Origin of the sequence: Stygiolobus caldivivus, assembly GCF_019704315.1 — an archaeon.
Taxonomy (GTDB): Archaea; Thermoproteota; Thermoprotei_A; order Sulfolobales; family Sulfolobaceae; genus Stygiolobus; species Stygiolobus caldivivus.
In genome coordinates this window covers 278984-302516 of record NZ_AP024597.1, presented here as the reverse complement: position 1 = coordinate 302516, position 23533 = coordinate 278984, and the positions used below count along the sequence as shown (strand labels likewise).

The window sequence follows — 23533 nt, the reverse complement described above, 5'->3', positions numbered from 1 at the left end:
AGGCGTAATGTTCTCGGATCGCTAAAAAGTATTATGTTATAAATGGTTTTTGAATTTAGAATTTCTTATGAAGACCTTTAGTCTCTCTCTCCTTATAGCCTTACCTTGGTTTAGGATAGTGGAGGGCACGAAGATCTTAGCTTTACCTATGAAATTGAGTGCTGAAGAAGGATACCTCAACTTAACTACCGGGTTTTGGACTATCTTTGAGATCCCGACCCATTCCCAATAACCGATCTCGTCACCATCACCCACTTCCATCACGTCCCTCTCTAAGACTAAATCCTCTTTTTCTTTTACGTCTTCTGGATAAATGTCGCTGACTACAAGGATATCGCCTATCCCGTATTTTAAGGCTTTTATAGCCGCTAGGGAGCCTAGAGGCAACATTCTAAATGGTTGAGGTAGTTTAGACATTATTGTAGGTTCTTCTTCCCCGATGTAAACTGGGCTAGTATCAAGTTTTCTTACGTACACTCTGACGCTTTCGCCTTCATTTACTTCCTCTCCCGGGTTTAACCCTATATACCCGTCTGCTAATGAAAACGTCCCGATCATGTAACTATCGAAAGGTACCGCAAGGCAATAGAATTCATCTTCTCGTTTAAAGAGGAAAACGGGAATGTATGTAAACCTCTTCTTGTCAGCTGAAATCTTGTTAATAGCTTTTGCCTTGACCGTAATATAATCATCGATTTCACCACCATTTTTAAGGGACAAATATTTCTCCACAATCTGTTCGCTTATCATTATTGTAGACACCATATTACCGGGCAGACCGAATACCGGTTTACCTTTGACTTCTGCTAGGATTGTAGGTTTACCGGGTTTGAACTTTATACCGTGGACTATGATCTTACCTTCTTCCCTGATGACCTCGTGTACAAAGTCTTTTTCACCCGCGCTTGTCCCACCCGTTAGTATTACAACGTCAGCACTTGAAATTCCCTTATATAGTTCTTCCCTTATTTTTTCCTTGTCATCTGAAACCAGAGAGGTTCCTACGACCTCGTATCCCTTTAACCTTAACCTTGAGGCTAAATAATAAGAATTAGACTCGTAAATTTTGCCCGGCGAAAGGCTTTCTCCAGGTTTAACTAATTCGTTTCCTGTGGTTATGATATAGATTTTTATTTTGCGGTATACTTTCACTTTATTTATTCCGACAGAAGCTAAAAGAGCTATTTTTTCTGGTGTTATTCTTTCTCCTTTCCTTAAGACCAACGTGCCTTTAGGTATATCACTACCCACCCAACCTATATTTTCACCGAACTTTAGTTTTTTAGTTATTTTTACCGTATCTCCTTCTCTTATCGTTTCTTCTACTTTCACTACAGCCGTTGCTCCTCTAGGTATGGTCGCCCCGGTGTCCACTTCGACCGCTTCTCCTCTTTCGACCTTCAGGTCTTTCCCTTCTCCTATACTGATCTTTCCAATAACTTTCAATTCTCCAGGCGTGTCATCAGCTATTACTGCATAGCCGTCAACTGTAGATCTGGAAAAAGGCGGGAGGTCTAGTGGTGAGTGTACATCTGACGCAGATATCCTACCTAAAGAATTTATAATGTCTACTTCTTCTATTTCTGGAGTTGAAGGGGATAGAGAATAAATAAGTTTTTGTAAAGCTTCCTCTGGAGTTAAAAGGTTTTCCTCTTTTAATATAGCACGCATATAAAAAATAAATATGAAAAACTGTTTATATCTTTATTTTACATGCTTATGAGGGATGCTTTTTTCAATTCGTTTAAGACCATTACTACCGGTTCTCTAACTTGATCAGGGGATAAGTTAGCCTCTTGGCTTATCTGATTTACTATTTGAGTAACTGTCCTATTCCCATCACACATCTCCCATACATAATAAGCTATGGGAGCCAACTCGTAAACCTTATCCTCTGCCACCTTTATTATATATCCTTCTTCGTCTTCACTTTTATCTACAAATTCACCAATTTTTTGTGGTTTTAAATCTTTTACCTCATCGAAGTTAACTCCTTCTTTTTCAGGTCCTAAATCAGAGCTCATTCCTCTTCCTCTCCTTCTTCTCTTCTAGGTCTCGGTCTCCTTCCTCCACCGAACCTTCTTCCTCCTCTTTGTGGTGGTCTCCTATACTCTCCCGCAGATGGTATGTTCTCTGGGATCTGGTCTGCCTCTGGCACTCCGTCCTCTTGAGATTCTGATATCTGAGATTTACTGCCTGCGTTTAGTTGTACTTGTCCTTTGTAAGCAGTAGTCCACGCATTATCTATTTTAACTACAGAACCGGCTTTAATTGAACCAGCCAGGTTTCCCCATAAAGTTAGTTTTATCCTTCCTGTTTCGTCTCCAACCACAGCTTCGCTTATAGTCCTAGTCCCATTCTTTGTCTGTATCTGCCTTGGCTCGCTTGCTTCTATTACTCTTACAGTTAGGTTTACGTTTTCCATTCCGGGTTTTAGGTTACCTACTTTTTCTTCTCCCATACGATTCGACTCTCGAAATTTGTTAAAAATAATTCTTCCTTTGTGATATAAAAATTTATGCGAATCACTAATTTAGGGATAAAATTACGTATCTTTCATAATCTTTTATTTAGTTTGATTAAACCATATATTTAAAACACAAAATGAAATTCATACTAATGTCAACTTTTAAGCTGTGTATCTATAATTAACTTGGGATACTACTGTGAGTAGTAATAACGTCAATCAGTTATTAGAATATCCAAAAAAATTTGTTGAAGCACTGTCAGCCCCCTTCGTAGGTAGAGAAGAGGAAGCCAAAGTAATAACTTTGGCTCTACTCTCAAAAGAACATGTTATCTTAATCGGAGAGCCTGGAACAGCTAAATCTGCCTTAGCAAGGAGGGCAGCTGACTTGTTAAATGCTAAATTCTTCATGTACTTACTGACTAAATATACTGAGCCAGCAGAACTTTTTGGAGCTCTTGATATAAATGCCTTAAAGCAAGGTATATATAAGAGGATAACAAAAGAGAGACTCCCTGAAAGTGAAATCGCGTTTCTAGATGAAATCTTCAATGCGAACTCAGCCATACTTAATGCACTTCTCTCGTTACTAAACGAGAGGGTAATATATGACGGGTATAACGTCATCCACGTACCATTGAGGACACTAATATCAGCGAGCAACCGTGTACCTGATGAGCCTGAACTAGACGCCTTATACGATAGGCTTTTACTAAGGCATTACGCGAGGCCAGTAAGTGAAGACCTATGGAAAGACTTGATCAACTCTGCATGGGACTATGAATTCTCAGGGAAATGGAATGTTTCAGAAGCTTTGATGAGTGTCCAGCAACTCGATGAATTATATACATTAATACCACAAGTAGACCTATCCCCGGTAAAGGGCAAGTTACTTAAGCTATACGCAATTCTGGAGGAAAAAGGTATACATTTAAGTGACAGGAGAAAAGGAAAAGTACTAAAGATAGTTTCAGCACATTCTATCCTGAACGGTAGGCTCAAGGCGTTAGAAGAAGACCTAATAGTCCTAAAGTATATTGCCCCCAAAGAGATAGATGATTTTGAAAAAGTTTCAGCTTTATTATCCGAGGAGTTAAAGACACCAATAAAGTACATGAAAGAGCTTAATGAAATCTACTCTAACGTTAAAGAGGCAAGTAAATACGTAGAAGCTGCTAATGAGTCGGATCCAAGATTAGTCGAGTTAATAAGGAGTTTGAGGGCTACAAGGGATAGGGTTATAGCTCTAGGGAAAGAAAGTGGAGACGATAAAGTAGAGGAGTTTTCAAAAGAAGTTATTAATGAGATTGACAAATTATTAGAGAAAGTAGCTAGAAAGCTGGGGATATATCCTTGAGTGAAGGTTTTTTAAGGGGAGTAGAATATGAAGACCCTCTAGTCAGGTATAGGGGGGAAAGGATAAGCTATACGCTTAAGAAATTATTAGGTAGAGAAGTCCAGCTCGATGAGAACTTTCTTATAGATATATTTTACCTTCACTACTTACCTATGCCTATTCCAAAGACAAAAGCTGAGGTATCGAAGGAAAAAGAAGTTATGTATAATTTTGTAGACATGATGCTCGGCTCAGACTTAGTATTAAGAAATAGGGAGTACTCTATAGCAAACTCGGCTGTTAGCATGGCCCTATCAGTAAGCTACGTCCAAAACCTTATAGAAGAATTAGAGAGGATAAAGAGGACTTCCCAGTCCCAAGAAGAAAGGCAGATGGCAGAGCAAATACTAAACGGGTTAATGAAAGGTAGCGGAATGAGAGAAGGGCAGAAAAACAGTGAGACGCAACAGAACCAACAAATGGAGAAACTGATGAAACAAGTCCATGAAAAAGCTCTGAGTAAAGCTATGGAAGACGCAGAGTCAGTTAGGAGTATGCAGAGGATAGTAGGAGGGAACGGTGCAGGTACTGGCTCTATACTTAATTTTGAAGGGGAAATCCATGAAGTATTAAGGCTAGCTAGGAATACTGAAATAAAGAAGATCCTCGAATTCCTAAGCGGGATGCCCAGGCTAGGAAGTTATACTAAAAAGAAGACCACAAGGTTCTCTAGAGGGGAATTATATGGTTATGAAGAAGGCTCAGACCTAGAGAGGTTAGTCCCTTCAGAGTTAGCATACCCAGAGGAACTCTTTTACATAAAGCTAGCGGAGTCACAGTTACTCCTCTATCAGAAAAGGATAAAGGAAGTTTTAGGCCCCATTTACCTTTTACTAGATAAATCAGGTAGTATGGACGGAGAAAAGATAATATGGGCTAAAGCCGTAGCACTTGCACTATACAGTAGGGCCAGGAGAGAGAACAGGGACTTTTATATAAGGTTCTTCGACAATATACCATATCCCCTGATAAAAGTCATTAGAAATGCAAAGAGTAAGGACGTAATAAAGATGATTGAATACATAGGTAAAATAAGAGGAGGGGGAGGGACTGATATTAGTAGGTCTATAATCTCGGCGTGTGAAGACATTAAAGAGGGGCATGTTAAAGGGGTGAGCGAGATAATATTGCTCACTGACGGAGAAGATAAGATAGCGGAGACGACTGTTAGGAGGTCTCTTAAAGAAGCAAATTCAACTCTTATAAGTGTAATGATAAGGGGAGATAACGCTGATCTGAGGAGAGTCGCAGACCAATATCTAGTTGTTTACAAACTAGATCATGAGGACTTATTAAGGGTTGTTGAGTCATGAAGACGGAGGCCTCAGTATCATTCACCGCTAATGCGGCGTCAACTGAGCATGGCGTCGCCAATAATAATGTCGAAAAAATAGTATAAAAATGTTGAGCGACCCGAACTCTGAGCTAATGTGATGAAGAGGTTTTTACTGAAGAGAGGTACGAGGATAAATACTTTAAATCTTCTTCTAAACTTTTTTCATCTTCTTCTTTTATCCACATTAGTCCGCCAGCTGCATCAACTATTTCTCCCTTTAACTTAAGGTCCTTTACCTTATCCTTCCAGTTAAAGACGTCCTTAGATATTACGTGTATATACAAATCCCCATCATTCCTTAAGTGCACTTTTCCCCAGAAATTCCCAAACGAATATTCAAGTTCTTTAGCAAACGGTTCTTTACCGGGTCTTTCGCTTACTGGGTACCAACCTTTTGTTACTTTTGCCCCTAATTTTGTGAAGACGTTAAATATCGCGTCTTCACTCATCAGATAACACCCTTTGTCCTTAGTACTTCAGTCGCGTATTTGCCTAATCCTAATTCTTCAGGCGAAAAACCGAAAGCCAGTCCCAACAGCTGAGTAATATAAATAGCCGGCATTGTCCAATTAACGTTAAATTCAGACATTATCCTAGTCTGTAATGAGTCCAATTGTAAGTGGCATAAACTACACGGGTGAACCATTATATCTGCTTGTTGGTCTTTTGCACTCTTTAAGACGTTAAAAGCCAGTTTTATCCCGACCTTAGGGTTACTCCCCATTAGGGGAAATCCGCAACACGCTTTATTCATCACGAAGGGTACGGGCGTTGCACCGGTTGCAGCTATCAAGTCTTCCATACTGTGCGGCTTATATGCAGATTCAAACCCCATGATCTCCTCTGGCCTCAACATCTGGCAACCGTAGTATGAGGCTACCCTCAATCCGGTAAGAGGTCTTTTGACTTTTTCTTTGATCTTTTCTACCCCTACATCTCTAACCAAAACCCATACTATATGTTCGGCAGTTGCTTTGCCCTGATAGTTTATTGATGTACCTTTCATCCTCTTTTCTGCTTCTTTCCTAAGGTCTTTGTTTTCCTTATACTTGAACGTGGCTAACCTATGACTATGCAGGCAAACACTACAAGGTGTTACCATTTTTGTCTGGCCCATCTTCTCTACGATAGATAAGTTTCTCAAGTTTAATGCTATGTGCCCTATCTCGTCATATTCGTCTAGGAAACCTCCTCCACAACAATTCCAGTCCTTGACTTCCTCTAGCTTGAGACCTAAAGTTTCGAAGACTTTTCTAGTGGCTACGTCAACATCTTTAGAAAGGCCATGCGTAGCACAGCCTGGATAATAGGCGTAGGACATTTTACTCACCTCTTAATATTTTTCTCACTTCGCTTATATTCTCTACAGGTTTCTCTTTAACAAGAGCATACTTCAGCTTACCACTCTGCAAAAGGTAGATCATATCCCTAAGGGATCCAATAACCCCGTAAGTGCTCAGGTATACTTTAGCTTCTTCAAGTTTTCCGCTCTCAAATATAGATTCGAATACAGCTTGAGTGTGCTTCTCACCCGTTTCGATCACTGGACTTTTGACTTTAGCCAGCTTTGTATATGCCCTTGTCTTCTTTATTGCCGTAACAGGCTCAACGTCTCTAGGGCAAACGTTATAACACATATAACAATAAGTACACCTCCATGCACTGTCTAGGAGTATCTTCTCCCTTTCTTCAGTAATTGTATCTCTCGGGTCTGCCAAGAACCTAAAACCTTTAGCGTGGGCTGCGGGACCTAAAAATTCAGGGTCATTCCTTACGCTAGGACACGAAGATACACATAACCCGCACCATATACATTGTGCGAATTTCCACAGCATCCTCTGGTCTTCTGGTTTTAACCTGTGCTCTGCCTCTCCTTTGAGGACTTCTTCACTGGGGTATAGTCTCGGTTTAACCTTATACATCCTTTCATAGAAGTCATCTAAATTTACAACTAGGTCTTTGACCGGTGTAAAATAGTCCATAGGCTCTAATGTAATTACATTACTCCCATATTTTTTGACAGTATCTATAACTAGTGTTTTACAAGCTAGTCTAGGCTCTCCGTTTATTTTCATCCCACAACTACCGCAGACTGCCATGTGACATGCCGCTCTATAGGCAAGTGTGGGGTCTTGTTCTGTTTTTATCCTCCTTAAAGCTTCCGTAAATTGCGTAAATCTGTCCACTTTGAGTTTATATTCCTGCCACCAAGAGCCTTTATCCTGAGAGAACCTCTTTACTTTTATTATTACTTCCATCTCTTCATTTTGTAAGGACATGACTATCACCTATTAATATACTCTTTCTTCGGGTTTCCACTTGGTCATTTTAACTGGCTTATAAGTTATCTCTACAGTATTTCCTCTTAAGTAAGCGATAGTGTGTTTTAGCCAGTTTTCGTCATCTCTCTTGGGGTAATCGAGTCTGTAATGGGCTCCCCTTGACTCTTTCCTGTTTAATGCGGTTACAGCGATAACTAGTGCTAAATCTAACATATTCTTCATCTCCAAAGCGTTGTAGAACTCGGTATTGTATACCTTAGACTTATCTAGTACGTAAGTATCTTTAGCCATATCTCTCAGTTTCATGATTTCTGATACTGCGTTCTTCATGCCATCTTCTGTCCTGAAGACTCCTACGTCTTCCCACATAACCTCTCTTAACTTGTTGACGACTTCACCGAAGTGTACGCCACTTTCCCTTTTTACCACGTCGTAAGCCGTCTGTTCAGCTTTCTCAGCTTCTTTATCTATGTCCGAGGAAGGTTCAGAGTATGACCTTAAAAACTCGACTACAGCCCTTCCGGTCTCCCTCCCAAAGACAAGAGTTTCTAATAACGAGTTTGAACCTAACCTGTTAGCACCGTGGACGGAAACACAAGCCGCTTCTCCAGCCGCAAATAGTCCTATCAGGTCTGGGTTTCTCCCAGTTATATCCACATCTATCCCTCCCATATAGTAGTGTTGAGCAGGCCTTACTGGGATCATTTCCTTTGTTGCGTCTATGCCAGCAAAGGACTTAGCTGCTTCGTATGCTAGGGCTAACCTTTCTTTAATGTATTCCTCTCCCAAGTGCGTAAGGTCCAGTCCCACATACCCGCCTGGGAACCCCCTACCTTCTTTTACTTCGGTAAGTATAGCCCTAGAGGCTATATCTCTAGGAGCAAGGTCGAGCTTTTTAGGTGCGTATCTCGCCATGAACCTTTCTCCCTTATTGTTCCTTAAAATTCCACCTTCTCCTCTTGCTGCCTCGCTTATGAGTATGTCCGAAGGGTAGAGTGCTGTAGGGTGAAACTGTACGAATTCGGGGTCTTTCAGTGCTACTCTCGCTCTTAACGCCATTGCGTATCCGTCACCAGTGTTTATGTAACTGTTAGTTGAATGCTTGTATAACATCCCCATCCCCCCTGAAGCCATAACCACAGCTTTTGCCTTGAAGAACACCGGTACCATGTTTCTCATATCAAAGGCTACGACTCCCCTGACTCTACTATCGTCCCTAATTAGCTCCCAAGCAAACCATTCGAAATAGAAGTCAACTTTCCCTAAGCCTGATGTCCTCTCATAGACTGTATGGAGAAGTGCCATTCCGGTTTTATCTCCTACGAACCTTGTCCTAGGATAAGTCTGCCCCCCAAAATACCTAACTGCTACCCTACCGTCTGGCTGTCGGTTAAATAATGTTCCCCAACTCTCCAGTGTCCTTACTATTTCACCTGATTTATAAGATAAGAGCTCTGCTGCGTCTTGGTCTACTAAGTAGTCTCCACCTTTTATGGTATCATAAGCCATGTAATCGGGGTTATCATTAGGGTCTGAGTTCCCCTCAATATATGCTGCTATACCCCCTTCAGCGGACGACGAGTGAGACCTTGTAGGAAAAACTTTAGATATCACCGCTACGCTGTACCCAGCTGAGGCTATTTCATGAGAAGCCATTAGTCCAGCAAGACCTGCCCCTACTACGACTACGTCATAATTAACCTTCTCCATAAGATGAAAGACGTGACGTTGTTTAAAAACCTTGTTCACAACAATTCTTGCAAGGTATGTACAACAAATTTAGGCTTTACATCACTGTTTTCTACGTCTTTATCGGTAGATATTCCAGTTAATACTAACACCGTATCAATCCCGGCGTTTATACCCATTTTTATATCTGTCTCTATCTGGTCCCCTATCATTACCGCTCTATTAAGGTCTCTGTCTAAGTCTGCTACTAAGAAAGCTACTTCTATCATCCACGGGTTAGGCTTTCCAGCTACGAAATCCGGTGATCTCTTTAAGGCAAATGCTATTGCCTCAGCCAAAGCACCTGCACCCAGTTTTAACCCGTCTTTAGATGGCCATAGCCTGTCCATATTTGTGACTATGAACTTAGCCCCGTTCTTTACTGCTCTCATTGCTGCGGAGAGTTTCTCGTAAGTGCAGAGTCTATCAAGTCCTATAACCACTGCGTTGGGTGTCTCCTCCTCGATGTCCCTCACATTAAGGATTTGGAACCCATGGTTTTTTAGCTCCTCTACTAGCCCTTCTTCTCCGACTACAAACACAGTTTTAACATCTGTCTTTTGCCTTAAGTAAATAGCTGTAGCTGTACCACTTGTTATTATTTGTTCAGGTGATATCCTAAGACCCAATGAGGTCAACTGCCTGGAAAGGAGGACCCTGCTAAAACCAGAATTGTTAGTTAGTAGTAATACCCTTTTCCCTAGGTCTATCACTTTTCTCATAGCGTAAATATTAGGCCATATTGGTTCTCCTTCTCTAATGAGTACTCCGTCTACATCGCTGATTATTAGTTCATATTCACTTAAGGACATTTGTCTCAAGCTCTTTTAATTTTTCTCTCAGCTTAATTTTTAATTCGCTTTCGTTATCCGAAAACCCGAAGTACCCAAAAGGAAAGTAAACTAGTTCTTCACAGCTCCAACTGCCGGTGAAGGCTGGGGCTACCTTGAAATAATATTTAGTGTGTCTGCCTTCAAAAATTCCGATAATAAACACGTTATTACCTTTTTCAGCTACGTAGATTTCGCACTCGTCATTATCATTGTTTTTTCTCAATATTTTATCTACTCCTATGTCATCTTTTGACAACAACATTTTAACCCCCATAACGTGGAATAGAATGTGAATTCTGAAGCTATTACGAGAAAATACTACTCGAAGATTAAAAGTTTGCCAAACATTAAAGTGATCTCCGGAATTTCCGTCCTAGAGACAGGTTTAGTCTACTTAAGGAGTTTGACCATAGGTATAGATTATTTCATATCATTGATACTTTATTTTTCTGTAATGTTATTACTCCTCAGAGACCTTAAAGTCACGCTTTTTTTCCTTGACCTAACTGCGTTTACATACCTAGTTTTTTCCTTTCTCACCAAGGAAGTTTTCTTCTCTTTTGGAATCTTCGCACCTCTAGCTGGATATGGGAGTCTAGCAAGTAATTCAGAACTAAGAGCAACCGGGATCATATTTTTATCTACTTTTGTACCTTCTCTCGCTTACGGTTTTAGGCCAATAACACTGGCCTATTCGTTACTTATCTCCTCGGTATTTTACGTTTACATTTACTTGTTGAACAGAAAAGGAGAGAGGCTTACAGGCTTTAAATCGATGCAGATCGTTAGACCGTTTATAATGGGTGTAGTAAGGAAGGACTATGAAGCATTGGAGAAGTTCCTCGATAACTTGGGGATTAAAACCAACTTAAGGATCGGGATATTTAAGGTCTCCGACCACTTCCTAGTCCTACCTAAGATCCATTTTGGACTGAGTGGCGAAATAGGTAGCTCCAAGTTTCCATACTACTTAGAGTCCCTAAACCCTAAAAACATAATTTTTCACGGGCCCGGTAGTCATGAAATAGATATCACGAGTAGTAAGAAGACGATGGAAATAGCAAAGCTGGCGTTTTCGGAAGAACTTAACGACTCAAACTGGAAAGACCAATTATTTTACGGCATATATGCTTGGAAGTCTAAGTGTAATTTTAGGGGCATAACCCTGCTTTTCTCCAAGTCTACCCTTACTTTTGTCGAGAGGCCTGGAAAGGGGATAGACGACTTACCTCTAAGGCTTTGGGACTACATTACCAAAGAGAGCGATTACGTAGTCGACTGTCATAATGAGTACTTAACAGAGGAACTGCCAAAGCAGACAGATAAGTGTATTATAGAGGAAATAGAGGCTATTAAGAAACAGAGAGAGAACGCAACTCCTAAGCCTTTCCTTATATCGTTTAAGGAAGGCCAAGTAAAAGCTTGTGAAGGGCTCTGTAAGAAGACGATTAGGGTGGTAGTAATTTCGGACGGAGAGAAAAAAATAGGCATCATATACCTCTATGCAAATAATTCCGACCCGTCGCTTACTAATGCCATAAGAGATAGACTAAGTAAAGTTGTAGATATCCCGTTACTTGTCACGCCCGATGACCACACTTGCACCGCATCTTCGATGAGAGACCTCTACCTACCTGCACAGTATTGTGATGAGCTAGTCCACCTCGCTGAAGACTTGGTCAAGGAGGCGGTCTCTGACCTTAAAGAAAGTAGTTTAAGTATAAAAGAATTAGACGTAAAAGGCGTGAAGGTGGTAGGAAAAATAGTGTCGAACTTTGTAGTAGCTTTAGAAGAAGTAGGGAACTATACTATGAGGACTTTTTGGATACCTCTAGTATCTCCTTTGATCTTAGCGATTATATTCATTTTAGTTACTGATGGCGTTATTAAATTCTAGTATTGTCCTGTCCACGCTTTCTTTCCACTGCTTTAACATTGAGGGAGATTGAGGGTAATTTTGGTATAGTTGCTTGATCCTTTTCATATATTCGGCCACAGTTTTCAGCTTGAATAATAAAGAAGGTCTACCTAAACCTGATATGACTCTCATAGCTTTTTCAGCTGCGGATAAATGTAAGTCGCCTTTTTCACTAGCTTCTAATAGGTCTTCTTCTTTTATTACTTTTTTCTTCATTCCGTAATCTATATCCTCATCACTTAATTTTTGAAGGAATCTCCTGAAGATATCTAGGCTCGCTTGTTTAGCCCCGTATTCGTTTATATAACAAATGTTCATATTCCATAGCCCGTTAGTAGAGAAATCCCCGGTTTCATATGCTGAGAGAATAGCCTTAGCCGCACAGTAACCAGATATCATTGCAGACCCCTTTCCTCCGCCGTGAACAGGGTTAACCGTATAAGCTGAGTCACCTACCACTATAATCCCGTTCCAGACCATAGAATAAAGTGGGCGTCTTGTGGGTACTAAAGCTCCTCCTTTAACTAGGAGTTTACTCTTATCTACATCTGGTGCATAAGCGTCAAGGTACTTCTTGTAATATTCGTGAATACTCCCATAGTTCATCCCCCCTTGTATTCCTAACCCGACGTTAACTTTGTTTTTGCCCTTAGGGAAATACCACCAATACCCGCCCGGAGAGGCTTTCTGTGTAACGTAGATCCTCAGATAGTCGCTGTCCTCTATATCGTCTCTAGTTAAGAGTACTTCTCTGTAAGCTATATCTGTATCCCTCTCATCTAAGTCCTCAGCTACGGGTAGAACCGGAGGTAGTTTACTCCTGAAACTTCTTGAGTAGCCAGTAGCCTCCACTACTACCTTAGTGTAAACCGTCACTTCCTCGTTAGTCCTCCTATTGTTCAGTACAGCTCCGACTACTTGGTCATGATCAAGAATAGGCTTTACTGCAGTAGTCTGGTCCCATATTTCGACCCCTTTTGACTCGGCTTCCCTCAAAATCCTTTGGTTATAAGCAGGTGCATTTAACTCAAACCCTTCTCCGTTCACTGTCCATACGGTCTCCATGTCGGGGCTGTACAGCTTAATACCGCTTATCTTATTTTCTAACTCCTCACCTTTAGGGTATGGCATCCCGAGTCTGTCAAAATGTGCTTTACTAACTGCATCTCCGCAGGGCTTATCCCCTATCCTATTCCATGGTTTACTATCTATCAAGAGGACTTTTAACCCGCGACCTGCTAGGTGGAAAGCTGTGCTTGCACCAGCGAAACCTCCACCGATAATTAGTACGTCATATTTTAATTCCTTCAAACTATTCACGCTATTTCTCTTACTCAATTAGTAGGTTTTAAAACTATTTTCTACTAACCCTACTGGCTCGGATTTCTACAATTATCTTTAAGTAAATTAGCCCTTATTTTATTAGGTAATTGAGAGAAAATTTTCTCTATTATATTTCTATTTTCAGTATCACAGTAGAGAAGAACCCCTTCCACCTGCATTTCGGCTGTTTTTTCTAAGACCTTCTCTGTTTCGTCTTTTTTCCATAGGAATAGTTCATAACCTATGTCAATATTGTCTAACATTGCTTCTCTTATGTGGTCTACTACTTTGTGGAAAGGCTGGTCTGATATTACGTTTATTATTACCTTTTTACTCCCGCTACTTCTTGCATCTGAGAAAAGCTTCCTGAAAGTCTTCTCTAAATTTTCATTTCCCATTGCGACTAAAGCTATTACTGTTTTCATCTATCCAAGGTATCTTTAAAGAGTATTAGTGTTTTTCGCCGGTTTGAGGAAATACTAGGTATTCCGTAGGACATCATTTATTGTTAACGGGACAACTATGTATTGTGATAGCACAAATTATATATCACAAGTTCGACGAGCGAATTGAAGAGATCACGAGGAAACTGAGGAAGTTAGGGGCTGAAATAGTATTTACAAAAGGGGATAAAGCCTCTGTGTGGATAAATTCATACAACGTTTGGAGTGAAGAGGACGAATACGATGTCGTAGAGGGGTTCTATGACGTTAAGATCTATGAGATGTTCAGGAGAATAAGGTTCGGCGTTAGCTCTTAATTTGGCGTATGAAATGCGATGAGTCAGTAATTACTAAATAACCCCTAGCCTCAGGTGGATATTCTCTAGTTACTCCCCCGACGTATATTACTCTAGCCAGTTTGTCGACCTCTAACCTTTTCTGTTGAGCGATTATTATCCAGTCCCACGGGCCAGCCCCTACATTCCTCCTGAGTTGATCTACGTCACCTTGATGCCCGTGGAGGATATAATATTTTACTGAAGATACTTCCGCGATATACATCGTAGTCCCTATTATTTCCTCCCTATATCTGGGCTCCGCCATTATGCACTTGAGCGCATGGGGATCCATATCACCTTGTATATAGACAATTTGTGCCCAAGGTGCGATACTGCGTATAACGTACAAGACATCTATTACTCTCGGACATTCGTAGTCCCAGTAGCACTGTGTCGTATCACCGTCTAGGACTATGGTCTCTGGTTCCTCTTTTTTAATTATTGACGATAGTGTACTTTCCACATGAGGTTCAGGAAACCTTATGTTTCCCATGACTAAGATTTTCACAACTCTCCCGCTGTAATTATTATGTTTTTTAACTATTTTTTATTTTCTCAGAAAGAGTTAGCATTAGAATTTTATAACTCACAAACACTATTCTTTTTGAACCAAATTGGACACAAGGACTACAGTATTACTGTCAATATTACTCGTGATATTACCAGTTATACCAGCTTATGTGTTAAACTACCCCGCGTTTGTAGTGACGTCAGTTATCGGCTTAATAATAGTCTTATACATAATGTTCACAAATAGAACTTGGGAGACCCTTAAAGCAAAAGTAGTCGGGACGTATTTCTCTGGAGTGTTTGCTGTCGGAGTAACATTAGGGATATTCTTCGCTTTGTATTCAAAGCCCAGACTCTTCGCGGAGACCGGTTTGATATTCATATTACCGTTCATCGTCCAGTTCATATTACTCTTAAAAGACATATTACCGTCTTTAGTCACTAAAGAACTACTGTACTTTAGTAACGGGTACGTGCCGTTTTTACTGGTACTAATTATAGGTGCAATAATAGGTAGATTATTTAGTTCATTCTACACATTGCTCGTTTTATACTCAGGTACCTTGGTGGTAGCAGTTTTAGTATTTCTATACTTCAGGAGAAGTGGGTAAGATGGAAGTAGCCATAGTAGGGGCGGGTCCTGCGGGACTTTCATTAGCTTGGTTTTTAAAAGGGACTAAATACAATGCTACAGTATATGAGGCATTAGACGATGTAGGGAAGAAACCTTGCGCATGGGGGTTAATGAGCGGAGTAGAGTCTCTGTTACCTATATCAAAGGAAAGCATAATAAGTGAGATTAAGGGGTTCAAGATATACCTTAATGATAAATTAATCCATGACATAAGGGAGAGAAAGACTCTGGGTTATATAATTAATAAACCTCTATTCTTGCGAAATATAGCTGAAAAAGTTGATGTAAAGTTTAACAGTAAGGTAGTGAGGAAAAGAGAGAACGGAAGAGAAGAGTTCTATCTATCGTCAGGGGAGAAAGTTAACGCTGACAAAGTAGTTATCTCTAATGGTCATTACGAGCTCCCAAGAGAACACACAGTCCCAGCGATTCAATACTTAACCGATTATAAGATTGACCCTGAAGTAGTCGAGTTCTATTTTTACAGCGACTTGCTGGGTTACGCGTGGGTCTTCCCGGATGATAAAGGGGCTAAGATAGGGATAGGCGGGTATGCCGATGTTAATTTTCTGAAGGAGAAATTAGCTAAGATGGTTAAAGGAAAGGTGTTTATGTTCCACGGAGCGAGGGTATCAGATAACGGGGTAGAGGAACCTAGGTTATACGATAGGATGTATGTAGGAGAGGCATTAGGTACCGTATACCCCCTTACTGGGGAAGGTATAAGACCTTCGATCCTCAGCTCCAAGATCTACGCAGACTCATTGCTTGAAGGTAAGGACTTTGTAAAAGAGTTCAAGTCATCGAGGCTTTATTTCTCGATCCAGGCTCAAGCTAAAATTATTGATGGTGTAAAAAAGAACGTCATTAGTATAGGTCTACTCTCGAAACTCATAACTAAGAGCGACCCAGACCTAGTTTATAGGATAGCGATTGGTGATTTCACTATGACAGACCTAATTAAGCTCTTCGGGAGGTCACTTTTATGACTTATATATTGGACGATATAGACAAAAAGATAATAAAAATCTTGCAAGAAGATGCTAGGACTCCCTTTTCAAAAGTAGCTAAAATGCTTAACCTAAGTGAATCAACAATCCATATGAGGATAAAACGTCTAAAGGAAAACGGTGTAATAAAAGGGTTTTATGTTGATATTGACCCCGAGGCAATAGGCTATAATGTAGTGGCATTTGTGTTAATTAAAGCAGACCCAAAAAAATATGAGTCAGTGTTAAACAGAATAAGCCAATTTAACGAAGTACTAGAGATATACGATGTGACGGGTGAGTATTACGCTATGTTAAAGGTTAGGGTAAAAAGTAGAGAAGAACTAGCTAAAGTATTGGACCAAATAGGGAATATGGAAGGAGTGACCTCGACTTACACTATGTTTGTCTTGAGGACTATAAAAGAGTTGAGGAGTGTAGTGTTAGACTGATCAGTGCGAGAGCTCGTCTTCATCGTTCAGCCGGTTTTTTAGTCCTCATTTCTTAAGCTTTTGGATCAAGTGCTGAATAATATATTTTGCAGGGTTAATGTTTGTAGCTTGGTAGAAGCCTTTCCAAAGAGGTGCTGCATTTACTTCTAATACTTTATACCCACCGTCTAAGTCCTCAACTACATCAAGACCAGCGTAGTCGAGACCAAGCACTGACGTAGATTTAATAGCTATCTCTTCCAAGTACTTGTCTGGCAGTGTGACTTGTGTCAACGCCCCTTGTGCCACGTTAGTTTTCCATGAGGCTTTGTTAATCCTGTAAATACTCCCAATGACCTTATCCCCTACTACAAATACTCTAATATCCCTTTCAGGTTTCCTAACGTATTTTTGGATATACACTGGCTGGTTCACTGATAGGATAGACTTTGCGACCCTAAAAGCGATATCTGGGTCGGTTACTCTTACTGCTCCTAGCCCCAGACTCCCCATTAGTGGCTTTATTACGACTTCTTTCCACGTCTCTGCTAACCTCATTGCTTCAAATGGGCTCTCAACTACTGCCGTCTCTGGGACGGGTATACCGGAATTCTTAAGCCTAACTAGGCTACTAAACTTATCTCTAGCAACGAACATAGCATCTGGTCTATTAATCAGTGTTATCCCACTGTTCTCCATGGTTTTCAAAGTGTCAAACCTTTTAACCAGCTGTTCAGTGGACGAGATAAACCCCAAGTTCCTTATTACTCCTCCGTCTATAGTAAGTGTCTTTCCTCCGTAAGTAAATTCTATACCGTTTCTGGCGATAACTGGGTTTATTTGTGATATCCGTAAATATATAGCTGTATGACCGCTGCCTTTTATCTCCAGTAGAAGTTGCTTAGAAGCTTCAGTGACTTTCTGTGACTCATGGATTACGGCAATTTTAATAAATTATCACCAATCTTTCACTCAGTCCCCGTGTTTTTATAGTTTATTTATTCCCGCTTCATTGAGTAACCCCGCTGTTAAGAAATCGGGTATGGTAATTACAGCTTGTCTAAACTCATCTCTGATATCAATTTTTCTTAGCAATGATATGTAATTGGATATAGCATTCTCGTACTCGATCTTAATATATTCCTTATATTCTCCCCCTTTTAGGTCGTATAACTGTTTTGCACTCCCCACTAACTCTTTCAATTCACCTCTTTCATACTTGTAAACATCTATGTAATCATCTATTAATTGGTAAGCTATACCCAAGTCTTTCCCTATTTCCAACATTACGTCCACTATATCTTCTCTTTTAGCTGCAAATGCAGACAACATAGAAGAAAGTTTAAACAAACTTGCGGTCTTATATTCTATAGTTTTCATATAATCTAACGGGGTACCGAAAATATCCTTTAGAGCCCCTATAGCTGTATCCCTCCATAGATCTATGCTGAGTTTCAAAGCTTTTTCACCGTAGCTCGATATTATATTAAGTGCCGATGGGATAAGGAAGTTGGTTATGAATATTACTTTTCTGTTACTGTACACAGCCCATGCTGCCTTTACTCCTCTCCTAGTCAAATCGTAATCCACTATATCATCTAGGGCTAAGGAAGAAGAGTGAAGAATTTCAGATGCTAAAGCTGCCTTATATGAATTAGATTGTTCACCACCTAAAGCTTCGGTAAAAAACATTGTGAGTGTTGCCCTGAACCTTTTGCCGTCCTTAAGTATGTATTTACTCACTTCCAATAACTCCCAGTCCTTAATATCCGATAAGTAATCTTCAATTAGTTTATCAACTATTTCCTTAGTTTGTCGCCAATAAGTAAGAAAGTCCACTTCATAACACTCCCGCAGGTTGTTTAAATAAATATGTTAAAAGTGATAAATAAATTGGTGCGAGTAAAGGGTCAACATCAAACGTATATTCCTTCACGCTTTTCCCATTAGACCTAAGTTCGAATTCCATACGTCTGACCGTTAAGACATCACCACCGGTAGTTATAAATATATATGCACCTCCGGTACCTAGAAAATCTTCATGACCCTTCACTTCAGTATTAAGGTACTTCTCCATTAACCATCTGGCAGGTAAAAGGATAGGTGAGAGGACTATTATGCCGTCGAACGTCATTTCGCCCAATTTTTCCTTTAGCCACTCGGCTAGAGTATTGATAGAATTGAGTTCATTTAGTAGCTCTTCACTCCTTTTCCCTTTCGTAGTACCCGCTATACCTTTCACTATCGACAGTGAAGTTTCTATTTCACACAGTTCTCCGTTCCTCGTTATTAGCTCTACGTTTCCTTTCCCTTTTTTCAGGTCTACATTACACGTTATCAGGTATCCCCTACCACCTAAAGACCACATAGAGTCCAAGAACGGTATAACATCGTTCTTATCGTTAAGGAAGGCGATAATATTATCTGAGTCCGTATAAGGTCTCTCAGAGAATAAGAAATTATAAAGGTCTATTAGTCTCACTGTTTTTTCGCTCAATTGAGATAATGTCCTATAGAGCGTAAAAGCTTCTAGTTCGCTCCTCCTAGTATAGACTACTGTGTAACTCGAGTCTACCGAAGATAAGAAAGGTAAAGGGAATAAATTCAGACTAAAGCCGTTTTTAGGGAATGACAACAGCTACACTCTCCTTCGTTCGGTCTATCCGGTAACCTCTTGATTACCTCATACAGTAGTTTTCTAGCCTTTTCAGTGTTATCAGCCATTACTTTAGTTACTTCTTCTGCAGTTACCGGGATGTCGGCAAACACATCATAGTCGGTTACCATGGCGATCGTAGCATAACACATTTGTGCTTCACACGCTAGGTTTACTTCTGGGACTAAGGTCATCCCGATGACGTCAGCCTTGTAAACCTCCTTCCAGACTTTACTCTCTGCTCTAGTAGAAAACCTAGGCCCCTCTATGCAGATATATGTACCAGAGGGGTGAGTAGTTATCCCTAAGTCCTTAGCTGACTCTATTACCACTTTCCTTAAATGATTACAGAACGGGTCAGCCATAGATACATGTGCTACTACGGGCCCGTCGAAAAACGTATACTCCCTGCCCTTTGTCATATCAATAAATTGATCCGGGACTACGAAGTCGCCCGGCTTGTAGTCTAACCTCAGACTCCCTACTGCAGAGACTGATATTACCCATTTAACTCCCAGTTCCTTAAGGGCCCAAATATTTGCCCTATAGTTAATCTTATGGGGAGGGATTTTGTGCCCTCTCCCGTGTCTTGGTAAAAACGCTACTTTCTTACCTTCCAGCTCTCCGAGAAGGATATTATCACTTGGCTGTCCATAAGGGGTATAGACCTTAATTTCCTTTGTGTTAATGAGGATTTTAGGGTCGTATATACCTGAGCCCCCTATGATGCCCACTGATGCCTTTTCTTTTGTTTCAATCATCAAAGAGTTTTTTCCGCTCAGATATAAAAAGTATAAACCATAAACTTGATAAAGGTTTAGATATAGATGACATGGGAGTTTAAAGTTGCCAAAGATCCCCGTAAAGGTAGTAACGTGGGAGGAAGTAGTTGAATGGTCTACGAGGCTGGCTGAGATAATAAAAGAAGACAACTATCAGCCCGACGTTATTATAGCGATAGCTAGAGGCGGTCTGGTCCCGGCAAGGATAGTAGCTGATGTGCTAGGCGTAATGGACGTCATATCGATAAAGGTCGAACACTGGGTAGAAACGGCTTCCCACACTCCTCAAGCAAAAGTAAAGTACGTTTATAAGTTAGACCTAAGCGGGAAGAAGACGTTAATAATAGATGATATAACGGACACCGGGGACAGTGTAGAGTTGGCTAAAAAGTATGTCGTTGACTATTTCTCTCCTTCTGTTATAAAGACGGCAACGATGCAATACATAAAACCAGTGGCAAAAGTCAAGCCTGACTATGTAGCTTCTATAGTGGAGGACTGGACTTGGTTCATGTACCCATGGAACTACTGGGAGGACGAGATAAATTTAGTTAAAAAATTACTAAATGAAGGAATCAAAATAGACGAATTAGAGGGTAAATTTGAGGAGAGCTATGGGGTAAAGCCTCCAATTCCTCTTACTAAAATCGTGAGCGAAATGAAAAGGAGAGGGTTATTAGTCTAGTGAACTGTTACTATCCTTATATTAGTAAGAAGTGTAATGAGGAGGAGACAAGAGTTTAAAAATGGTTTATGTAATTACAAGCTAACTGTGGAAACGACTACTAATACACTTTATACCTTAGTTTCCCTATTGCTCCTCCGAAAGTCTTTTTAACCCATTCTCCGTCCGGTAGTTCGTCCCCTATAACATATACTTTTGCCCCGTAGTTTTCCGCTTCTTGAGCTAACTTTTCCAGTTCCGAGCCTGGCTCATCATACACTACTAGGGAGTCTACCGCACCCATCTGTAACGCCTTCCTGATATCTTGGATACCGTATATCACTAACCCGTCGTCTTTGGCTAAGTGATACTTTATCTCCTCTAATAAATTCTCTACCTGGACATATTTTTGGTTCTTTAAAAGGTCTTGGGCTTTCATTATTAGCTCTTTGAGGCCCGCGTCTCCTTGGTCTGGGACGTCGAAGAGGGGTTGGAGGACTAGTTTCTTCAGCCTATAATCCATGTAATCGCCATCATAAAAGTCTTTCTTAGCATACCCAGGCCCGCCTATTAGGATCCCTTTCATCTTCTTATTCTCCACGAAGGGTAGGAAGAAGGCATTTACTTTCTCACCTACTTCTTTCAAAAAGTTAGCATACATTTCCTCTATAATCCTGTCAATTCTTCGCTGGGACTGTCCCCCCATCATATGTTTACCGGGTACGAAGCCTTCAAACTCCTCTAGGACTTGGACTCTAGCCCCCTTTAGGATGCCTATTGTCGCATAATCCCTTTCTACTATAACCAGTCCGTATACGTCTGACTCCTCTATCATGTCTTCCAAGAACTCTGTATGAAATGACTTGTCCGTCCTATAGAAGAATATTGGCACTTTTTCTGGCGGAGAGAACATGAAACATTTAAACTCATTAGTATCAAAGTTTTCCCCGCAAAATAGTACCAAGCCATTATCAGGTATTTTATTAACTTGTGTTAGCCTATCAATAGCCGCTTGTATAGCTGAAGTCACGGCGTCCCTCGTCCTCTTTAGTTTAATGTTTTGTGCTATTGACCCCTCTTGTCTTAACAAGTTTAAGACATCGGGGACAGGCCTACCCGGAGGTATATATAACGATAAGAGTACGGTCGCGGGTGCGCTCCATTTTTTAAGTTCTCTAACTAAGACCTTTAACTCCTGCCTGTTGATGAGGTACTTGTCAAAGACTCATCCCTGATCATGATATAACTGAGTGATGACCCTTATAAAATTAAAGGGCTGAAACTAGTATGGTGGGTTCTCTACTGAATAGTGTGTTAGTCGATAAAGGGATTACTACCCTCAGACAAGGGGCCATCTAATATTTCCGACAATAAATATTTATAATAAGAAATATTACTAATAATCATGAATTATTCTAGGAAGTTATTTCTGAAGTGGTATTCAGTGGGGACGGGTATATTCATGACGTATTCAGGGCTAGTAGCGCTGTATCACGTCTTAGCCGGCCACGAGCCTAAAGCGGTATTCGACGTATTCGGGATTGACACACAGTTCAAATACGCTATACCCCCGATGTTAATAATCATAGGGTTATTCCTAGCGATCTTTCCGTTATCAGACAAAGTTCAAACTCTGTGGGAAAAGAAATTCATGATACCAGTAAGAGTTATACTAGCTTTATACGGACTAAACTTTATGATATTCGGGATTGAAGGAGACCTCGCTCACCATATCACTGATATATTTGTAGGAGCTAATATAGTAGGTTTACCTTTCGCGGGAGGACTAGCCCTCCATATAATTTTCCAGCACATAATAGGTGGAGGTATACTAACTCCCATATTCAACATAAGGCCCACCATACTAGCTAAAGTAAAGAAAGGTAAAACGAAGACGGCGGGTTAAGCTCACAACTTTTTTATCGGTCATAGTCCTATTTTACTGGTAAGTTTCAGGTATTGTTTCTCTTATCCTTTACAAAATCAAGCTCCGTTAAATGTAATATGTAGTCTTCATTAAATAATAACGAATATTACCACTAATGTACTAGCGTTAAGAAGAATTCTCCTAATATTATAGAGAAAACACCTGATAAAAATATACCGTCAAAAGTGCCCATTCCTCCAATACTCACTATTTGCGGGCTTGCGTCTATTATTTTCTTCATGTTTAATAGGTCTGCCCCTATTAGTGTCCCTAATACGCTACTGATGTAAGCTGAGATAGGTATAAATATAGCTAGATGTGAAAACAACAGCAAGCTAATCAGGGACGATGTAACCGGGGCTATAAGCGGGTTCATTACTACTCCTACACCGGGTAGTACTCTCGAAAAACGGTTAGACACTAGGGTTACTAACGCTGTATTTACTAACACGAGGATCGGTATAAGTGGCGAAAGTTTTACGGTAAAGAACAAAAGGATAGAGGAAATCGCCACCGGGATTATCGCACCTCCTATATTTATTGCGACTAACGTCTTCCTTGCCTGATAAGACAGTCTAGGGACATAGACCGGAATACCGAATACGTATATGACGTCTACCTCAGGTAGTAGTGCTTCCCTATTTATTTCTTTAAGGACTAAGTTCACCGGGCTAAAAACAAAACTCAGGAACGAAAAGCTGAAGGCTAAGGCAAGGCTGTATACGTCATTTATCCCTATACTCTTGAATAGAAAGGCAAAGTACCCTAAAGTTATTATTAGCATTAAGAAAGCAAAAAACGTATAGACTAAAGCCATGACGCCTCTGACGGGGTACAAGACGAGTACCCTAGGGGGCTTATCATCGCTCATTAGAA

At 40.4% G+C, this 23533-nt stretch carries 27 protein-coding genes; 9 read left to right on the top strand and 18 right to left on the bottom strand.

What is annotated here, in order from left to right; all coding sequences use genetic code 11:
• Positions 1-36: 36 nt before the first annotated feature.
• From KN1_RS01455 to KN1_RS01445, 3 genes are read right to left on the bottom strand one after another with little or no spacing between them, the layout of a single operon-like run.
• Complete coding sequence (locus KN1_RS01455; protein ID WP_221289032.1) at positions 37-1671, bottom strand: molybdopterin-binding protein; 1635 nt, start codon at positions 1669-1671, stop codon at positions 37-39.
• Between the two features lie 38 nt (positions 1672-1709).
• A complete protein-coding gene (locus KN1_RS01450; protein WP_221289029.1) occupies positions 1710-2024 on the bottom strand; it encodes a PqqD family protein in 315 nt (104 codons plus the stop codon).
• The gene (locus KN1_RS01445) at positions 2021-2461 is read right to left on the bottom strand and encodes a single stranded DNA-binding domain-containing protein (RefSeq protein WP_221289026.1); all 441 of its coding nucleotides are present in this window, start codon (positions 2459-2461) and stop codon (positions 2021-2023) included. Before KN1_RS01445 ends, KN1_RS01450 begins: the two co-directional genes overlap by 4 nt.
• Positions 2462-2666: 205 nt before the next feature.
• On the opposite strand from KN1_RS01445, the gene KN1_RS01440 reads away from it, so the two are divergent.
• Both KN1_RS01440 and KN1_RS01435 read left to right on the top strand, forming a co-directional pair.
• Positions 2667-3824 (top strand): AAA family ATPase, encoded by a 1158-nt coding sequence (locus KN1_RS01440; protein WP_221289024.1) that lies wholly within the window; start codon positions 2667-2669, stop codon positions 3822-3824.
• Positions 3815-5176, top strand: a complete 1362-nt coding sequence (locus KN1_RS01435; protein WP_221290425.1) for a vWA domain-containing protein — start codon at positions 3815-3817, stop codon at positions 5174-5176. Before KN1_RS01440 ends, KN1_RS01435 begins: the two co-directional genes overlap by 10 nt.
• 112 nt (positions 5177-5288) lie before the next feature.
• On the opposite strand, the gene KN1_RS01430 is transcribed toward KN1_RS01435, so the two are convergent.
• From KN1_RS01430 to KN1_RS01405, 6 genes are read right to left on the bottom strand one after another with little or no spacing between them, the layout of a single operon-like run.
• A complete protein-coding gene (locus KN1_RS01430) occupies positions 5289-5648 on the bottom strand; it encodes a succinate dehydrogenase (protein ID WP_221289022.1) in 360 nt (119 codons plus the stop codon).
• The gene (locus tag KN1_RS01425; protein ID WP_221289020.1) at positions 5648-6520 is read right to left on the bottom strand and encodes a CoB--CoM heterodisulfide reductase iron-sulfur subunit B family protein; all 873 of its coding nucleotides are present in this window, start codon (positions 6518-6520) and stop codon (positions 5648-5650) included. The genes KN1_RS01430 and KN1_RS01425 overlap by 1 nt, the downstream gene beginning before the upstream one ends.
• Position 6521: 1 nt before the next feature.
• A complete protein-coding gene (locus KN1_RS01420) occupies positions 6522-7478 on the bottom strand; it encodes a succinate dehydrogenase/fumarate reductase iron-sulfur subunit (protein WP_221289018.1) in 957 nt (318 codons plus the stop codon).
• A 12-nt stretch (positions 7479-7490) separates the two neighbouring features.
• Entirely contained in the window at positions 7491-9191 is a 1701-nt protein-coding gene (locus tag KN1_RS01415; RefSeq protein WP_221289017.1) for a succinate dehydrogenase flavoprotein subunit, read from the bottom strand.
• A 35-nt stretch (positions 9192-9226) separates the two neighbouring features.
• Complete coding sequence (locus KN1_RS01410) at positions 9227-10021, bottom strand: HAD-IIA family hydrolase (RefSeq protein WP_221289016.1); 795 nt, start codon at positions 10019-10021, stop codon at positions 9227-9229.
• The gene (locus KN1_RS01405; RefSeq protein ID WP_221289014.1) at positions 10008-10304 is read right to left on the bottom strand and encodes a hypothetical protein; all 297 of its coding nucleotides are present in this window, start codon (positions 10302-10304) and stop codon (positions 10008-10010) included. The genes KN1_RS01410 and KN1_RS01405 overlap by 14 nt, the downstream gene beginning before the upstream one ends.
• Positions 10305-10331: 27 nt before the next feature.
• On the opposite strand from KN1_RS01405, the gene KN1_RS01400 reads away from it, so the two are divergent.
• Positions 10332-11939: a DUF2070 family protein gene (locus KN1_RS01400; RefSeq protein WP_221289012.1), complete on the top strand. Its 1608-nt coding sequence runs from the start codon at positions 10332-10334 to the stop codon at positions 11937-11939.
• Here the strand turns inward: KN1_RS01400 and KN1_RS01395 are convergent.
• The gene (locus KN1_RS01395) at positions 11910-13271 is read right to left on the bottom strand and encodes a digeranylgeranylglycerophospholipid reductase (protein WP_221289009.1); all 1362 of its coding nucleotides are present in this window, start codon (positions 13269-13271) and stop codon (positions 11910-11912) included. The genes KN1_RS01400 and KN1_RS01395 overlap by 30 nt on opposite strands.
• Positions 13272-13330: 59 nt before the next feature.
• Complete coding sequence (locus KN1_RS01390; RefSeq protein WP_221289007.1) at positions 13331-13708, bottom strand: DUF5751 family protein; 378 nt, start codon at positions 13706-13708, stop codon at positions 13331-13333.
• Between the two features lie 104 nt (positions 13709-13812).
• Between KN1_RS01390 and KN1_RS01385 the strand changes: the two genes are divergently transcribed.
• On the top strand, positions 13813-14043 hold the full coding sequence (locus KN1_RS01385) for a hypothetical protein (protein WP_221289004.1): 231 nt from the start codon (positions 13813-13815) through the stop codon (positions 14041-14043).
• On the opposite strand, the gene KN1_RS01380 is transcribed toward KN1_RS01385, so the two are convergent.
• Positions 14033-14572, bottom strand: a complete 540-nt coding sequence (locus KN1_RS01380) for a phosphoesterase (protein WP_221289002.1) — start codon at positions 14570-14572, stop codon at positions 14033-14035. The two genes, KN1_RS01385 and KN1_RS01380, sit on opposite strands and share 11 nt — an antisense overlap.
• A gap of 106 nt (positions 14573-14678) precedes the next feature.
• Here KN1_RS01380 and KN1_RS01375 point away from each other — a divergent pair, with 106 nt between their 5' ends.
• The 3 genes from KN1_RS01375 to KN1_RS01365 are packed head-to-tail and all read left to right on the top strand — an operon-like array spanning position 14679 to position 16649.
• Positions 14679-15185: a hypothetical protein gene (locus KN1_RS01375; protein ID WP_221288999.1), complete on the top strand. Its 507-nt coding sequence runs from the start codon at positions 14679-14681 to the stop codon at positions 15183-15185.
• Position 15186: 1 nt separating this feature from the next.
• The gene (locus KN1_RS01370; protein WP_221288998.1) at positions 15187-16197 is read left to right on the top strand and encodes an NAD(P)/FAD-dependent oxidoreductase; all 1011 of its coding nucleotides are present in this window, start codon (positions 15187-15189) and stop codon (positions 16195-16197) included.
• Positions 16194-16649 (top strand): Lrp/AsnC family transcriptional regulator, encoded by a 456-nt coding sequence (locus KN1_RS01365; protein WP_221288996.1) that lies wholly within the window; start codon positions 16194-16196, stop codon positions 16647-16649. The genes KN1_RS01370 and KN1_RS01365 overlap by 4 nt, the downstream gene beginning before the upstream one ends.
• A gap of 45 nt (positions 16650-16694) precedes the next feature.
• On the opposite strand, the gene KN1_RS01360 is transcribed toward KN1_RS01365, so the two are convergent.
• The 4 genes from KN1_RS01360 to KN1_RS01345 all read right to left on the bottom strand — a co-directional run bounded on the left by KN1_RS01360 (position 16695) and on the right by KN1_RS01345 (position 20045).
• Complete coding sequence (locus KN1_RS01360; RefSeq protein ID WP_338057055.1) at positions 16695-17384, bottom strand: RimK family alpha-L-glutamate ligase; 690 nt, start codon at positions 17382-17384, stop codon at positions 16695-16697.
• 231 nt (positions 17385-17615) lie between these two features.
• Positions 17616-18467 carry a hexaprenyl pyrophosphate synthase gene (gdS-2, locus tag KN1_RS01355; protein ID WP_221288994.1) on the bottom strand — a complete coding sequence of 284 codons (852 nt, stop codon included), beginning with the start codon at positions 18465-18467 and terminating at the stop codon, positions 17616-17618.
• Between the two features lies 1 nt (position 18468).
• Positions 18469-19263 (bottom strand): hypothetical protein, encoded by a 795-nt coding sequence (locus KN1_RS01350; protein WP_221288992.1) that lies wholly within the window; start codon positions 19261-19263, stop codon positions 18469-18471.
• Entirely contained in the window at positions 19233-20045 is an 813-nt protein-coding gene (locus KN1_RS01345; RefSeq protein ID WP_221288991.1) for an S-methyl-5'-thioadenosine phosphorylase, read from the bottom strand. The genes KN1_RS01350 and KN1_RS01345 overlap by 31 nt, the downstream gene beginning before the upstream one ends.
• Positions 20046-20130: 85 nt before the next feature.
• Here KN1_RS01345 and KN1_RS01340 point away from each other — a divergent pair, with 85 nt between their 5' ends.
• Positions 20131-20751 (top strand): phosphoribosyltransferase, encoded by a 621-nt coding sequence (locus KN1_RS01340; RefSeq protein ID WP_221288989.1) that lies wholly within the window; start codon positions 20131-20133, stop codon positions 20749-20751.
• Between the two features lie 100 nt (positions 20752-20851).
• Here the strand turns inward: KN1_RS01340 and prf1 are convergent, their stop codons facing one another.
• Positions 20852-21937, bottom strand: coding sequence for a peptide chain release factor aRF-1 (prf1, locus tag KN1_RS01335; RefSeq protein WP_221290423.1), 1086 nt, complete (start codon positions 21935-21937; stop codon positions 20852-20854).
• Between the two features lie 198 nt (positions 21938-22135).
• On the opposite strand from prf1, the gene KN1_RS01330 reads away from it, so the two are divergent.
• Complete coding sequence (locus KN1_RS01330; protein WP_221288988.1) at positions 22136-22636, top strand: hypothetical protein; 501 nt, start codon at positions 22136-22138, stop codon at positions 22634-22636.
• Between the two features lie 133 nt (positions 22637-22769).
• On the opposite strand, the gene KN1_RS01325 is transcribed toward KN1_RS01330, so the two are convergent.
• The gene (locus KN1_RS01325; RefSeq protein ID WP_221288985.1) at positions 22770-23528 is read right to left on the bottom strand and encodes a DUF1614 domain-containing protein; all 759 of its coding nucleotides are present in this window, start codon (positions 23526-23528) and stop codon (positions 22770-22772) included.
• Positions 23529-23533 lie beyond the last annotated feature (5 nt).

Bases quoted from the DNA above. Each gene is read 5' to 3' on its own strand.
- KN1_RS01455 (WP_221289032.1), bottom strand. From the start codon at position 1,671: ATGCGTGCTATATTAAAAGAGGAAAACCTTTTAACTCCAGAGGAAGCT.
- KN1_RS01450 (WP_221289029.1), bottom strand. From the start codon at position 2,024: ATGAGCTCTGATTTAGGACCTGAAAAAGAAGGAGTTAACTTCGATGAG.
- KN1_RS01445 (WP_221289026.1), bottom strand. From the start codon at position 2,461: ATGGGAGAAGAAAAAGTAGGTAACCTAAAACCCGGAATGGAAAACGTA.
- KN1_RS01430 (WP_221289022.1), bottom strand. From the start codon at position 5,648: ATGAGTGAAGACGCGATATTTAACGTCTTCACAAAATTAGGGGCAAAA.
- KN1_RS01425 (WP_221289020.1), bottom strand. From the start codon at position 6,520: ATGTCCTACGCCTATTATCCAGGCTGTGCTACGCATGGCCTTTCTAAA.
- KN1_RS01420 (WP_221289018.1), bottom strand. From the start codon at position 7,478: ATGTCCTTACAAAATGAAGAGATGGAAGTAATAATAAAAGTAAAGAGG.
- KN1_RS01415 (WP_221289017.1), bottom strand. From the start codon at position 9,191: ATGGAGAAGGTTAATTATGACGTAGTCGTAGTAGGGGCAGGTCTTGCT.
- KN1_RS01410 (WP_221289016.1), bottom strand. From the start codon at position 10,021: ATGTCCTTAAGTGAATATGAACTAATAATCAGCGATGTAGACGGAGTA.
- KN1_RS01405 (WP_221289014.1), bottom strand. From the start codon at position 10,304: ATGTTGTTGTCAAAAGATGACATAGGAGTAGATAAAATATTGAGAAAA.
- KN1_RS01390 (WP_221289007.1), bottom strand. From the start codon at position 13,708: ATGAAAACAGTAATAGCTTTAGTCGCAATGGGAAATGAAAATTTAGAG.
- KN1_RS01370 (WP_221288998.1), top strand. From the start codon at position 15,187: ATGGAAGTAGCCATAGTAGGGGCGGGTCCTGCGGGACTTTCATTAGCT.
- KN1_RS01365 (WP_221288996.1), top strand. From the start codon at position 16,194: ATGACTTATATATTGGACGATATAGACAAAAAGATAATAAAAATCTTG.
- KN1_RS01345 (WP_221288991.1), bottom strand. From the start codon at position 20,045: ATGATTGAAACAAAAGAAAAGGCATCAGTGGGCATCATAGGGGGCTCA.
- KN1_RS01330 (WP_221288988.1), top strand. From the start codon at position 22,136: ATGAATTATTCTAGGAAGTTATTTCTGAAGTGGTATTCAGTGGGGACG.
- KN1_RS01325 (WP_221288985.1), bottom strand. From the start codon at position 23,528: ATGAGCGATGATAAGCCCCCTAGGGTACTCGTCTTGTACCCCGTCAGA.